The sequence below is a fragment of the Rhizobium sp. YTUHZ044 genome (genome assembly GCF_051123975.1).
GTDB lineage: Bacteria > Pseudomonadota > Alphaproteobacteria > Rhizobiales > Rhizobiaceae > Rhizobium.
This window is the reverse complement of the sequence record NZ_CP101426.1, coordinates 4,257,378-4,269,748: the sequence shown is the minus strand read 5'-3', so window position 1 is coordinate 4,269,748 and position 12,371 is coordinate 4,257,378. Positions and strand designations below refer to the sequence as shown.

At 61.4% G+C, this 12,371-nt stretch carries 14 protein-coding genes; 8 read left to right on the top strand and 6 right to left on the bottom strand.

What is annotated here, in order from left to right; all coding sequences use genetic code 11:
• Positions 1–143 precede the first annotated feature (143 nt).
• The 4 genes from NL154_RS20890 (at position 144) to NL154_RS20875 (ending at position 4,643) form a co-directional block, all read left to right on the top strand.
• Positions 144–605, top strand: coding sequence for a hypothetical protein (locus tag NL154_RS20890; RefSeq protein ID WP_434733288.1), 462 nt, complete (start codon positions 144–146; stop codon positions 603–605).
• A 6-nt stretch (positions 606–611) separates the two neighbouring features.
• Complete coding sequence (locus NL154_RS20885) at positions 612–1,304, top strand: ABC transporter ATP-binding protein (RefSeq protein ID WP_221123906.1); 693 nt, start codon at positions 612–614, stop codon at positions 1,302–1,304.
• Complete coding sequence (locus tag NL154_RS20880) at positions 1,301–2,569, top strand: FtsX-like permease family protein (protein WP_434733287.1); 1,269 nt, start codon at positions 1,301–1,303, stop codon at positions 2,567–2,569. Before NL154_RS20885 ends, NL154_RS20880 begins: the two co-directional genes overlap by 4 nt.
• A gap of 187 nt (positions 2,570–2,756) precedes the next feature.
• Positions 2,757–4,643, top strand: coding sequence for an MFS transporter (locus NL154_RS20875; protein WP_210632764.1), 1,887 nt, complete (start codon positions 2,757–2,759; stop codon positions 4,641–4,643).
• 39 nt (positions 4,644–4,682) lie between these two features.
• On the opposite strand, the gene lpxE is transcribed toward NL154_RS20875, so the two are convergent.
• Positions 4,683–5,435: a phosphatase PAP2 family protein gene (lpxE, locus tag NL154_RS20870; RefSeq protein WP_221154834.1), complete on the bottom strand. Its 753-nt coding sequence runs from the start codon at positions 5,433–5,435 to the stop codon at positions 4,683–4,685.
• 176 nt (positions 5,436–5,611) lie between these two features.
• Positions 5,612–6,724 (bottom strand): 3-isopropylmalate dehydrogenase, encoded by a 1,113-nt coding sequence (gene leuB / locus NL154_RS20865; protein ID WP_434733286.1) that lies wholly within the window; start codon positions 6,722–6,724, stop codon positions 5,612–5,614.
• 166 nt (positions 6,725–6,890) lie between these two features.
• Here leuB and NL154_RS20860 point away from each other — a divergent pair, with 166 nt between their 5' ends.
• The gene (locus tag NL154_RS20860; protein ID WP_221122893.1) at positions 6,891–7,823 is read left to right on the top strand and encodes a pyridoxal-phosphate dependent enzyme; all 933 of its coding nucleotides are present in this window, start codon (positions 6,891–6,893) and stop codon (positions 7,821–7,823) included.
• 102 nt (positions 7,824–7,925) lie between these two features.
• Here NL154_RS20860 and leuD read toward each other — a convergent pair whose 3' ends face one another.
• The 3 genes from leuD to NL154_RS20845 form a co-directional block, all read right to left on the bottom strand.
• Positions 7,926–8,534, bottom strand: a complete 609-nt coding sequence (gene leuD / locus NL154_RS20855; protein WP_210632760.1) for a 3-isopropylmalate dehydratase small subunit — start codon at positions 8,532–8,534, stop codon at positions 7,926–7,928.
• A gap of 237 nt (positions 8,535–8,771) precedes the next feature.
• Positions 8,772–9,191 (bottom strand): VOC family protein, encoded by a 420-nt coding sequence (locus NL154_RS20850; RefSeq protein ID WP_210632759.1) that lies wholly within the window; start codon positions 9,189–9,191, stop codon positions 8,772–8,774.
• Between the two features lie 106 nt (positions 9,192–9,297).
• On the bottom strand, positions 9,298–9,531 hold the full coding sequence (locus NL154_RS20845) for a hypothetical protein (RefSeq protein ID WP_064708240.1): 234 nt from the start codon (positions 9,529–9,531) through the stop codon (positions 9,298–9,300).
• 113 nt (positions 9,532–9,644) lie between these two features.
• Here NL154_RS20845 and NL154_RS20840 point away from each other — a divergent pair, with 113 nt between their 5' ends.
• Together NL154_RS20840 and NL154_RS20835 are read left to right on the top strand one after the other, a co-directional pair.
• A complete protein-coding gene (locus tag NL154_RS20840) occupies positions 9,645–10,550 on the top strand; it encodes an HpcH/HpaI aldolase/citrate lyase family protein (RefSeq protein ID WP_210633052.1) in 906 nt (301 codons plus the stop codon).
• Entirely contained in the window at positions 10,550–10,756 is a 207-nt protein-coding gene (locus NL154_RS20835) for a DUF1737 domain-containing protein (RefSeq protein ID WP_210632758.1), read from the top strand. Before NL154_RS20840 ends, NL154_RS20835 begins: the two co-directional genes overlap by 1 nt.
• 23 nt (positions 10,757–10,779) lie before the next feature.
• On the opposite strand, the gene NL154_RS20830 is transcribed toward NL154_RS20835, so the two are convergent.
• Positions 10,780–11,217 (bottom strand): metallopeptidase family protein, encoded by a 438-nt coding sequence (locus NL154_RS20830; protein ID WP_210632757.1) that lies wholly within the window; start codon positions 11,215–11,217, stop codon positions 10,780–10,782.
• 162 nt (positions 11,218–11,379) lie between these two features.
• On the opposite strand from NL154_RS20830, the gene NL154_RS20825 reads away from it, so the two are divergent.
• Positions 11,380–12,336: an ImuA family protein gene (locus NL154_RS20825; protein WP_434733285.1), complete on the top strand. Its 957-nt coding sequence runs from the start codon at positions 11,380–11,382 to the stop codon at positions 12,334–12,336.
• Positions 12,337–12,371: the final 35 nt, after the last annotated feature.

The window sequence follows — 12,371 nt, the reverse complement described above, 5'->3', positions numbered from 1 at the left end:
TATCCCGGCCGCTTACAGCGCCGCGCGTCTTTCAGACGCGCAAAAGGACGCTGTAACACTTTGAAGCTAGCATCGTGCTTTCCGAAAATCGTTCCGATTTCGGGCCGATGCTAGAGGCCGGGATTTGCTTCCTGGAGATCACCATGGATATATTCCCTTCGCTGCATCTCAGCCGCCGACGGTTGATCGCCGCCGCCATTGCGTTCCCTTTTACGGCGTCTGCTGGTCGCGCTGTCGAGCCATCGCTTTCCTTCGACGAGCTCTACGGCAAGTTCGGCGTGCTGGGCCTCGAATTCTCCGACAAGGTGAAGCGTCTTGCCGGCCAGGACATCAGCATGAAAGGCTTCATGGCGCCGCCACTGAAGGCCGAGGCGCAGTTCTTCGTGCTGACCGAGGTGCCAATGTCGCTCTGCCCCTTCTGCTCCTCGGATGCGGATTGGCCGGATAATATCGTCGTCGTGTATCTCGCGGAGAAGCAGACATTCGTGCAGCCGCGCCAGACGATCGAAGTGCGCGGCACGCTGGAATACGGTTCCTGGACGGATCCGGAAAACGGCTTCGTCAGTCTGTTGCGCATCCGCCAAGCCGAATATTCCGCTGTCTGAACCGATATGCTCGCTCTCGATATCGAAAACCTTGCCATCACCTTTCCAGGCCTGTCCTCGCCGGCGCTGGCAATCGGCCGCCTGTCGATCAAGGCCGGCAGCAGGGTCGCCATCACGGGAGCGTCCGGCTCCGGCAAGAGCACCTTCGTCAACATCATTGCCGGGCTGGAGCGGACACGCCAAGGCCGCATCCGCTGGAACCGCGAGGATATCGCCAGTTTTTCCGAAAGCGGGCGCGACCGGTTCCGCGCTGCCAATATCGGCCTGGTCATGCAGGAGTTCCATCTTTTCCCGGGCCTGTCGGCGCTGGAAAACGTGCTTCTGCCGGCGCGGCTTGCCAGGGCCGCCACAGCTGACGTCATCGAGCGGGCGCATGTGCTTTTGACCACTGTCGGTCTTTCCCGCCCGGGCCAGAAGATCGAAACAATGTCGCGCGGCGAGATGCAGCGCGTGGCGATCGGCCGGGCGCTGTTGCGCAAGCCCGGCGTCATCATCGCCGACGAACCGACCGCGAGCCTCGATGCCGAAAGCGGTGAGGCCGTCGGCGATCTCCTCCTCGATCTTGCCATTGCCGAGGGCAGCACGCTGATCGTCGTTTCGCACGATCAGCGCCTGGCAAGCCGGCTCGACCGGCGCATCACCTTCGGCTCGGGCCGGATCAGCGACGATTCCGCGGCAACGGCGGGAGAGGCTGCATGATCCGCTTCATCCTTTCCGATCTTCGCCGCCTCTGGGCGGGGTCGTTGGTGGTGGTGCTGCTGGTGGCGCTTGCGACGGCGCTCGGCGTCTCCGTTGTCCTGCAGGAGCGAGCGCTTCGCCTCGGCAGCGCCCGCGCCGCCGACAAGTTCGATCTCGTTATCGGCGCCGGCGGCAGCGAGACACAGCTCGTTTTATCCTCCGTCTTCCTGCAGCCCTCGCCCCTGCCGCTGATGCCGGGCGAGGTGCTGGCCAGGCTTGCCGCCGATCCCCGTGTCGACTGGGCGGCACCGATCGGCTTCGGCGACTCGTTCTCCGGCTATCCGATCGTCGGCACGACTGCGACCCTGGCGGACAGGCTGTCGGGCGGCTTTGCCGAGGGGAAGGTTTTCGCCCGCGAGGGAGAGGCGGTGATCGGCTCGGCCGTCAAGCTTTCGCTCGGCGGCGAGATCAAGCCGATGCATGGCCTAGCGGAAGAAGGCGGCGAGACCCACACCGAACTCGTCTACCACGTTGCCGGCCGCCTGCGGCCGACGGGGACAGCCTGGGACCGAGCCATTCTCGTTCCGATCCAGGCCGTCTGGCATATCCATGGCCTTGGGGAGGAGGAACACGAGGAGCCTGGCCACGATCATGAGCCGGCGAGCGCCGATCACGACGCGCATGCGCATCAGGAACATCATGGCGAAATCGACCCGGCTGCCGTGCTCGACGAGAAATGGGCCGCGAATGCTCCCGGCCTTCCCGCCATCCTCGTCAAGCCGAAGACGATCGCCGATGCCTACAAGCTGCGGCAGGACTATCGCAGCGGCAATACCGTCGCCGTCTTCCCCGGCGAGGTGCTGACCAATCTTTATGCCACGCTCGGCGACGCCAAGCAGATCCTCGTCGCGGTCGCTTCCGGCGCGCAGGCTCTCGTCGCAGCCTCGCTGGTGTTGGTCACGGTCATCCATATCGGTCAGCGCCGCCGCCAGATCGGCGCATTGAGGGCCTTCGGCGCCCCACGAAGTGCGATCTTCGGCATCGTCTGGTTGGAATTCTTCGCGCTCGTGGCAGTTGGGATCGCGCTCGGATTCGGGCTTGGATTTGCCGCGGCGCTTGGCTTGTCCGGCATGTTCTCGCAAACGAGCGGCATCGCCATGCCCGTCGGCTTCGCCCGCGAAGATGGTGGGCTTGCAGGGGTGTTGCTCGCCTTTTCCGCACTGCTCGCCGCACTGCCGGCGGTGCTCGCCTACCGGCAATCGCCGGCGCAGGCGCTGAGGGCGTGAACAGAGCCAGCAGACGACTTCCCTGCCCGCCAAAAGCGCTGCCATTAGACTAAAGTCATAATCCCAAAGCCTCTCTCTTTGCGGGCCATGTTTTCTGGCACACTCTCGTCAGGCGTGTCGCGGCCGGGGATTTGCTTTGAGGAGAGTAGGTCGCGCGCGTTGCTCATCACTCTGTGGAGGACAGACAATGGCAAATGTCGCAAGCATCGACGGCGCGAAGGCCGGTCCGATGACGGGCGAAGAGAAGAAGGTCATCTTCGCTTCTTCGCTCGGCACCGTTTTCGAATGGTACGATTTCTATCTTTACGGTTCGCTCGCCACCTATATCGGCGCGACCTATTTCACCCAATACCCCGAGGCAACGCGCAATATCTTCACGCTGCTCGCCTTTGCCGCCGGCTTCCTCGTGCGTCCCTTCGGCGCCCTGGTGTTCGGCCGTCTTGGCGATCTCGTCGGCCGCAAATACACCTTCCTGGTGACGATCCTGATCATGGGCATGTCGACTTTCCTCGTCGGTATCCTGCCGGGTGCGGCCACCATCGGCATCGCAGCCCCGATCATTCTCATCGGGTTGCGTCTGCTGCAGGGTCTGGCGCTCGGCGGTGAATATGGCGGCGCGGCAACCTATGTCGCCGAACATGCGCCGAATGGACGGCGCGGCTACTTCACCTCATGGATCCAGACGACGGCGACGCTCGGCCTGTTCCTGTCGCTGATCGTCATCATCCTGGTCCAGTCCCTGATGGGCCCGGTTCAATTCGCAGCCTGGGGCTGGCGCATTCCGTTCCTGGTCTCAGTCGTGCTGCTCGGCATTTCCGTCTGGATCCGTCTGAAGATGAACGAATCGCCTGCGTTCCAGCGCATGAAGGCGGAAGGCAAGGGCTCCAAGGCGCCGCTGACCGAAGCCTTCGGGCAATGGAAGAACGCCAAGATCGCGCTCATCGCGCTTCTCGGCGCCACCATGGGCCAGGCGGTCGTCTGGTATGGCGGCCAGTTCTATGCGCTGTTTTTCCTGCAGAACGTGCTCAAGGTCGATCTGTTCTCGGCCAATGTCATGGTCGCCATTGCGCTCTTCCTCGGCACGCCGTTCTTCGTCATCTTCGGCGGTCTTTCCGACAAGATCGGCCGCAAGCCGATCATCATGGCAGGCCTTCTCATCGCGGCGGTGACCTATAATCCGCTGTTCAAGGCGATGACCTGGACGGCGAACCCCGCACTTGCCGAAGCGCAGGCGTCGATCCGCGCAACGGTCACGGCCGATCCGTCGGATTGCAAATTCCAGTTCAACCCGACGGGCACGTCGAAATTCACCAGTTCCTGCGATGTGGCGACAGCATTCCTGACGAAGAACTCGGTGCCTTATGACGTCGTGCCTGGTCCCGCCGGACAGCCGGCGACGGTGAAGGTCGGTAACGGTACGATTACCAGCTTCGACGTTGTTGCTGCCGGCGACAAGGCGAAGGGCATGACCGCCGCCTTCGAAAAAGGCGTCAACATTGCGCTCCACGATGCCGGCTATCCGCTGAAGCGCGGGGCCGCCAAGGTGCCGGATAGCAAGCTCGATGCCTTCATCGCCGCCAATCCGGAACTGGCGCTCAACGCCGATGCGGTGCGCGCCGGCGACAAGGAAACCGTGCCGGCAGCCAAGCTGGTCGAAGGCAAGCTGCTAACGGCGGACGAGGCCAATGGCGTCACCGACATGGCAGTCTACAACATCGCCAATGGCGGCGCCTTCGCCATGACCGCTGACCCCACCCGGGTCAACTGGATCGGCACGATCGCCATCCTGTTCGTCCTCGTCATCTATGTGACGATGGTCTATGGCCCGATCGCGGCCCTCCTGGTCGAGCTCTTCCCGACCCGCATCCGCTACACCGGCATGTCGCTGCCCTATCATATCGGCAACGGCTGGTTCGGCGGCCTGCTGCCAGCGACGGCTTTCGCGATGAGCGCTGCCGCGGGTGATATCTATTACGGTCTTTGGTATCCGATCGTCTTTGCGGCGATCACGCTGGTGATCGGCCTGATCTTCCTGCCCGAAACGAAGAACAGGGATATCCACGCCATGGATTGAGGCGCTTTGCGCTAAGCATGCAGGCGAAAGGCCCGGCGCTCACAAGCCGCCGGGCTTTTCCATGTCCGGAAACAGGCGTTTGGCGAGTGGCCAGCCATCCGGCGCCAGCTTAAAAAGAAGTCCGCAGCGGGCATAGACGATGGCCGTCAGCAGCGAGAACCAGCCGCCGAATGCAAGGCCGGCGATGACGTCGCTTGGATAATGGGCGCCTACCATGACACGCGTCATGGCAAGCCAGATGGCGCAGGCGATGAAGAGAATGCGGTAGCGCGGAAACAGCAATGCAAAAGCGGCAAAGAAGGCGCCGACCGTCGTCGAATGGCCGGAGGGAAAGCTTTCGAAAGCGGCGTGGCCCGAAAAGGGCGTGAAGGAGAACATGCCGTAATCGTGGAAGTGGTCGGGACGCGCCCTTCCAATCGCCCGTTTCAGGAGATTGGCAAGAAGCCCGGAGAAGACGACAGTTGTGAACAGATAGGCGCCGATCCAGCTGACATAAAGCGCCTGCGCCTTGGAGCGCGCGGTCTTTAAAAGCTTGTAACCCGCCCTGCCCTGAAAGAAGAGCAGAATGCTGATGCAGATCAGCCAGCCAGAATCGCCGAAGCCGGTCAGCAGCTGGCCGAGCTGCTTCACCGCCGCAGGGCGTTCGCTGGCGCCGACCGGGGCATCGAAGAGCAGCATGGAAAGAACCACGGCATTGATGGTGATGAAGAGGCAGGCCTGCCAGCGCAAGGGCGGCATGCCGACGCCGCCGCGGCGCCAGCGCCTATCAAGGGAAGCCCAAAATGCCCGCATCCTGTCGTCCGTTCGATTTTGCCGGGTTAAAATTCGGCGCAAAAATACACGAGATTGTGGCTGAGAATAGTCCGTGTCGGATAATTCGACCGACCCGGTTCCGGCTGCTCGTCCTTACATGAAAAAGCCCTCCGCATGGGTGATGCGAAGGGCTGAACTGTTTCACGTGAAATATATCAGGCAGAAAGCGCCTTGAACTCGGCGAGGATCGCATCGCCCATCTCGACAGTGCCGACCTGCCTTGCGCCATCGGCCATGATGTCGCCGGTGCGAATGCCCTTGTCGAGCACGTTGGCGATCGCCCTTTCCAGGTTGTCGGCTTCCTTCACCAAGTTGAAGGAATAACGCAGGCACATGGCGAAGGAGGCGATCATGGCGATCGGATTGGCGATGCCCTTGCCGGCGATATCCGGGGCCGAGCCGTGCACCGGCTCGTAGAGCGCCTTGCGTTTGCCGGTCTTGCCGTCAGGCGCGCCGAGCGAGGCCGACGGCAGCATGCCGAGGGACCCGGTCAGCATGGCGGCGACGTCGGAGAGCATGTCGCCGAAAAGATTGTCGGTGACGATGACGTCGAACTGCTTGGGCTGACGCACCAACTGCATGCCGCCGGCGTCGGCCAGCATGTGTTCGAGCTGGACGTCGGAATATTTCGCCTTGTGCGTTTCGGTCACGACCTGGTTCCAGAGCACGCCCGACTTCATGACGTTGCGCTTTTCCATGGAGCAGACGCGGTTCTGCCTTGTGCGGGCCATTTCGAAGGCGACGCCGGCGATGCGTTCGATCTCGTAGGTATCGTAGACCTGCGTGTCGATGCCGCGCTTCTGGCCGTTGCCGAGGTCGATGATCTCCTTCGGCTCGCCGAAATAGACGCCGCCTGTCAGCTCGCGGATGATCAGGATGTCGAGGCCTTCGACCAGTTCCGGCTTCAGCGACGAGGCCGAGGCGAGCGCCGGGTAGCAGATAGCAGGGCGCAGGTTTGCGAAGAGTTGCAGATCCTTGCGCAGGCGTAGCAGACCGGCTTCCGGGCGCACGTCGTAAGGCACGCTATCCCACTTCGGCCCGCCGACGGCGCCGAACAGAACGGCATCGACGGCAAGCGCCTTCTGCATGTCGGCTTCCGAGATCGCCGCGCCATGGGCATCGTAGGCGCAACCGCCGACAAGACCTTCATCGGTGACGAAACCGGCATTCATTGCCTCGTTCATATAGGCGATGATCTTGCGGACCTCGCCCATGGCCTCGGGACCGATGCCGTCACCCGGCAGCAGGAAAAGATTGCGCGCTGTCATGAAACCCTCCTGGAAAAACAAGTTGCGGTTTCTTAGACCCCGGAAATGGGCATTTCAAGCGAGAGAAGCGGTGAATCGGTACGCTTCATTTCCGGTCGCGATGGTTGCTCCTGTGGCCGCAAACGGATTAGAACAGCCGTCACAGTTTCATTTCCTGGAGGTTCCCATGGCTTCAGCACCTCTCCATCTCGACACGCCTCTGGTTCGGACATCCCCTGGCTATAGCGCCAGCGGCAAGCCGCTCTGGCTGAAGCTCGACGCATTACAGCCTTCCGGCAGCTTCAAGCTGCGCGGTGTCGGCCGGCTGTGCCAGCACGAGGTGGAAGATGGTGCCCGCGAGATCTTCTGCGCCTCCGGCGGCAATGCCGGCATTGCTGCGGCTTATGCCGGCCGGGCGCTCGGCGTGCCGGTCACGATCGTCGTGCCGGAGACGACGGCGGCCGATGTGCGGCAGACGATTGCCGCAACCGGCGCCAATGTTCTCGTCCATGGTTCGGCTTTCGATGAAGCCAACGCTCATGCGGTCGAGCTCGCAGAGAGCCGTAAGGCGACCTATGTGCACCCTTTTGACCATCCGCTTCTGTGGGATGGTCATGCCACGCTGATCGACGAGGTGGTGGCGAAGGGCGTGACATTCGATTGTGTCGTCACCAGCGTCGGCGGCGGCGGGCTGCTGGCCGGCATTGTCGAGGGGCTGAAACGGAACGGGCTTTCCGACATTCCCGTCATCGCCGTCGAAACCGAAGGGGCGGCTTCGTTTCATGCCAGCCTCAAGGCCAATGAACGCATCTCGCTTCCAGCGATCACCTCGATTGCAACGTCGCTCGGCGCAAAGCAGGTGGCGCAGCATGTCTTCGAGCTGCCGAAGCAGCACCCGATCGAAAGCGTTGTCGTCAGCGACGCCGATGCCATCGCCGCCTGCCTGAAATTTGCCGATGCGCATCGCATCCTCGTCGAGCCGGCCTGCGGCGCCGCCCTTGCCGTTGCCGATGTGCATGCCGGACTGCTTCAGCGTTTTGACAATCCGCTGATCGAGGTCTGCGGCGGAATCGGCGTGTCGCTGGAAAAACTGAGGGTCTGGAAAGAGAAGTTTTTCTGAGCTGCGCCAGTTACAGCGTCCTTTGCGCGCGTGAGATGCGCGCCGCTATAAAGAAAAAGCCGGGCAAAAGCCCGGCTTAATCGATCGGCAATTGGTCAGAGCTTAAGCGGCCCAGGGGTGCGACGCGACGTTCTTCTTTTCGAACTCGTCGATCGCCTTGCCCTTTTCCAGCGTCAGGCCGATATCGTCGAGGCCGTTCAGCAGGCAGTGGCGCTTGAACTCGTCGAGATCGAACTTGATCGAGCCGCCATCGGGGCCGGTGATCTCGAGGTTCTCGAGGTCGACCGTCAGGATGGCGTTGGAGCCGCGCGAGGCGTCGTCCATCAGCTTGTCGAGGTCTTCCTGGCTGACCTTGATCGGCAGGATGCCGTTCTTGAAGCAGTTGTTGTAGAAAATGTCGGCGAAGCTGGTGGAGATCACACAGCGAATGCCGAAATCGAGCAGCGCCCAGGGAGCGTGCTCGCGCGAGGAACCGCAGCCGAAATTGTCGCCGGCGACAAGGATCTTGGCATCGCGATAGGCTGGCTTGTTCAGCACGAAATCGGGATTTTCGGAGCCGTCTTCATTGTAGCGGGCTTCGGCGAAAAGGCCCTTGCCGAGACCCGTGCGCTTGATGGTCTTCAGATAGTCCTTCGGAATGATCATGTCGGTGTCGATGTTGACGACCGGCAGCGGCGCTGCAACGCCCGTGAGCTTCACGAATTTATCCATGACCCATGCTCCATTTCAGCAAATGTACTTTCCTGAATGTGCATCTAGTCCAGTTTTTTGCCGAAATGAAGGAGAATCTTTCTAAAGCGTACCGCGATCTTTCAGATTCGCTTGCTACGCTTTAGGTCTGGTCTGCCGCATGTCGTTCTCGCAAAACCGCTGCACACTATTGCGCGAACTGCTTTCAAATGGCGGCCACGCGACGTTTCGCGTGACCTGGCGACGGTACGCGTCCGGTTATTTGGCGGGCGCGTTCAAGCCCCAGAGCACGCCGAACGGGTCGCGAAGCTGGCCGTAGCGGTCACCCCAGAACATCAGTTCGACCGGCATGACGACTTCGGCGCCGGCGGCCACCGCACGATCCCACCAGAAATCGATATCGTCGATGACAAGCTGGATGGCAAAGCCTTCATGACCTTTGAAGGGATGGCCGTGTTCGGGATAGGCATCCGCCAGCATCAGGGAGCTGCCATTGATATAGAGATGAATATGCATCGTCCGGCCGCTTTCATCGACCGGTACCCTGTGGGCCTCTTCGGCGCCGAAGGCCTTCTTGTAGAATTCCGCGGCCTTCACCGCGCCGTCGACCGTCAGATAGGGCAGCAGGCCATTCTTCACCGGCGGTAACTTGGCCGGCTTGTTTTCCGTCGTATCCATGCACGTCCTCCATCGTTTTTGAGCGCCGGCAGAATGCCCGGCTGCTTCAAAGACGTATCACGGAAGCATGATGCGACAGTGTCGCCAATTTTTTTGAAAGCAGGCCTCAGAGATCGATGATCGTGCCGCGACCGTCGTTCCAGATGCGCATCTCCGGCTTGCCGTTGTTTGCCTTGGCGCGGACCGGAGCGGGCTTCATCTTCATCGAAAGCGCGCGTCCGACCATGAGCACGGTCAGGATGCCGCCGACAGCAAGCGTCACCGAGAAGGTGAGAAGCAGCATGGCGACAAAGAAGGTGGCGCCGGCCAGCATGAAGAAGATGGAGCGAATGTTCTGCATGGGTTTGAGACCTTTCTACAGAAAGGAATGTGGTCCTTCCTTTTCCTCTCTGCAAGGCAAGCATGGCTTTTTGTTGTCTTGCCGGGCTTTGCGAAGCTTGGCACTAATGGATGATGAACCAAACCAAACCTTTCCGCTCCGCAAGTCTGCGCCGCTCGGTGCTGAGCGTGCCAGCCATCAATCTCCGCGCGCTCGAAAAGAGCCGTTCCCTTGATTGTGATGCGGTTATTTTCGATCTGGAGGATTCCGTCGCGCCCGAGAACAAGGGCCATGCGCGGGAAAATCTGCGTGCTTTTTTTGCCGGACCGCCGCTCGAGGGCAAGGAAAGGATCATTCGCATCAATTCTTTGTCATCCGGATTCGGGGCGGCAGATCTCGATCTGGTCAAGGCGCTGTTGCCCGACGCCGTTCTCCTGCCGAAGGTGGACGCGCCTCGGGATATCACCGACATCGGCGATCTGCTTGCCGATGCGGATGCCCCGGAGGAGTTGCGCATCTGGGCCATGATCGAGACGCCGCGCGGCGTGCTGAATGCCGGAGCGATTGCTGAAGCCGGCTGCATGCTGGGGGCGCGGCTCGATTGCCTGGTCGTCGGCCTCAATGATCTGCGCAAGGAAACCGGCGTCCTGCCGCAGCCGGGGCGAAGCTTTCTCGTGCCTTGGCTGATGCAGGTCATTCTGGCGGTCAAGGCCTATGGGCTTGATGCGCTCGACAGTGTCTTCAACGATTTCCGGGATGACGAAGGTTTCGATGTCGAATGCGGGCAGGGGCGCGCCATGGGTTTTGCCGGCAAGATGCTGATCCATCCCGCGCAGATTGCGGCCGCCAACCGGCATTTCGGCCCGAGCCCCGAGGAGATTGCCGAAGCGCAGGCAATCATATCAGCCTTTGCCGATCCGGCTGCCCAAGGCCTGAACGTCATCAATGCGAACGGGCGGATGATCGAACGGCTGCATCTTGTCCAGGCCGAAGCTCTGGTTCATAAAGCTCGCCTGATTTCTGCAAGAAAGCCCGCCTGATGAAACTCTACCGCTTCCTGACCGGCCCCGACGACGCTTCCTTCTGCCACAAGGTCACCGCCGCCCTCAACAAGGGCTGGTCGCTGGAGGGCCCACCGACCTATGCCTTCAATGCCGCAACCGGCGCGATGCAATGCGGCCAGGCCGTCGTCAAGACTGTCGAAGGCAAGGATTACGATCCGGAGATGAAGCTCTCCGAGCAATAGCGCGTTCTGCCGAACGCACGGTTTCAGCGCTCGGCGGCTTCCTCGGCGCTAGCCTCGATCCGCTCCATATCCTCATCGCTCAGTCCGAAATGGTGGCCGATCTCGTGGATCAGGACGTGAGTGATGATATCGCCGAGCGTCTCGTCGTTTTCTGCCCAATAATCGAGGATGGGGCGACGGTAGAGGCGAATGCGGTTCGGCATTTCGCCGGTTTCCACGGTGAAACGCTCCGAAATTCCCCTGCCTTCGAAAAGGCCGAGCAGGTCGAAAGGCGTTTCCAGCGCCATATCCTCGAAAACGTCGTCATCGGGAAAATCCTCAATCTCGATCGTGAGATTGGTCGTCAGTTGGCGGAATTCATCCGGTAGATGGCTGTAAGCCTCCATGGCCAGCGACTCGAAAGTGCTGATCGTCGGCGCATGGCGGTCCCGCCAATCATCGCTCAGGTCTATGCGGGCCATGAATATTCCTTCCTTTGCGGGCCCATATAGAACCTTTGCCGCCGATTTTCGAGTGCGGAATCAAAGGCAGGAATAAATTCATAGAAAATGGTTGTTGACTCTTCTTCAGCTCTCTGGAATCCATAAGAACATAACAGGAACAATACGGACGGAGTAAACGCCATGGCGCAGAACGCCCTGGCGCGCGAGCGGCTTTTTGCGCTCCGCGAAACCATCGCCAAGCTGGAAGGAAAGCCTGCGCCGGCGCTTGCGGCAGCGGAGCGGGAAGCCCTGGCTTCGGGTGAGACCGGGCGGCAGGATGCGGAACGGAATGGACGCAGACAGCGCTTGTCGTTTGGGGTGACATCGCTCGACGAAGCGATGGAGGGCGGGCTGCCGCTCGATGCGATAACGGAAATCCGTTCGGCGCTTTTCCGGGATGCGGGAGCCGCCAGTGGGTTCGCCCTTGCGGCCGCAACGCTGCTGCAGCGGGTGGAGGAGGAGGCGAGCGACTGTTCGCCAATACTCTGGATCGGCGATCCGGTCTCGACGATGGAGGCCGGCCTTCCCTATGCGGTGGGTCTGCAGGATTTCGGCCTGCGGCCTGAGCGTTTCCTGCAGGCTTTGCCGCGCAAGCTCGATGAGGCGCTCTGGCTTGCGGAAACCGCGCTGGAAAGCGGCGCCTTTTCGGTGGTCATCCTGGAGATCAGGGGCAATCCCGCGCATGTCGGTCTGACCGAGAGCCGGCGGCTCGGTCTTCGCGCCAAGGCGGCCGGCCGGCCGCTCTTCCTGCTTCGGCAGGCAGGAGAGGAGGAGGCGAGCAGCGCCGCCTTCCGGCTGCTTGCCGAGCCTGCGCCAGCCGGCATGCGGGCTCTGCCGGGTGGATCGAGACTTGCCGGCAGCATCGGCAATCCGGTTTTTCATCTCAGCCTGGAGAAGAGCCGCAACCCGGCTCCGCTCTCCCTTCTTCTGGAGTGGAACCCTCATGAACGTCAGTTTTTCCCCATCAACGAGCCAAGGCACGCTCTTACTCCAGACGAACGGTCAGCGTATCCTGGCGCTCAGCTTTCCGCACCTTTCGACGGACAGGATCGCCCGCAGAAAATGGGGCCTCTCCTGGCGTTCGAGAGGGCGTCCTGAGGCTGCGCCGATCGTCTGCGCCGGAAAGCACGAAA

Bases quoted from the DNA above. Each gene is read 5' to 3' on its own strand.
- NL154_RS20880 (WP_434733287.1), top strand. From the start codon at position 1,301: ATGATCCGCTTCATCCTTTCCGATCTTCGCCGCCTCTGGGCGGGGTCG.
- lpxE (WP_221154834.1), bottom strand. From the start codon at position 5,435: ATGCGGGCATTTTGGGCTTCCCTTGATAGGCGCTGGCGCCGCGGCGGC.
- NL154_RS20830 (WP_210632757.1), bottom strand. From the start codon at position 11,217: ATGGCCCGCATAGACCTGAGCGATGATTGGCGGGACCGCCATGCGCCG.
- NL154_RS20890 (WP_434733288.1), top strand. From the start codon at position 144: ATGGATATATTCCCTTCGCTGCATCTCAGCCGCCGACGGTTGATCGCC.
- NL154_RS20885 (WP_221123906.1), top strand. From the start codon at position 612: ATGCTCGCTCTCGATATCGAAAACCTTGCCATCACCTTTCCAGGCCTG.
- NL154_RS20825 (WP_434733285.1), top strand. From the start codon at position 11,380: ATGGCGCAGAACGCCCTGGCGCGCGAGCGGCTTTTTGCGCTCCGCGAA.
- NL154_RS20875 (WP_210632764.1), top strand. From the start codon at position 2,757: ATGGCAAATGTCGCAAGCATCGACGGCGCGAAGGCCGGTCCGATGACG.
- NL154_RS20860 (WP_221122893.1), top strand. From the start codon at position 6,891: ATGGCTTCAGCACCTCTCCATCTCGACACGCCTCTGGTTCGGACATCC.
- leuB (WP_434733286.1), bottom strand. From the start codon at position 6,724: ATGACAGCGCGCAATCTTTTCCTGCTGCCGGGTGACGGCATCGGTCCC.
- NL154_RS20835 (WP_210632758.1), top strand. From the start codon at position 10,550: ATGAAACTCTACCGCTTCCTGACCGGCCCCGACGACGCTTCCTTCTGC.
- leuD (WP_210632760.1), bottom strand. From the start codon at position 8,534: ATGGATAAATTCGTGAAGCTCACGGGCGTTGCAGCGCCGCTGCCGGTC.
- NL154_RS20840 (WP_210633052.1), top strand. From the start codon at position 9,645: ATGAACCAAACCAAACCTTTCCGCTCCGCAAGTCTGCGCCGCTCGGTG.
- NL154_RS20850 (WP_210632759.1), bottom strand. From the start codon at position 9,191: ATGGATACGACGGAAAACAAGCCGGCCAAGTTACCGCCGGTGAAGAAT.
- NL154_RS20845 (WP_064708240.1), bottom strand. From the start codon at position 9,531: ATGCAGAACATTCGCTCCATCTTCTTCATGCTGGCCGGCGCCACCTTC.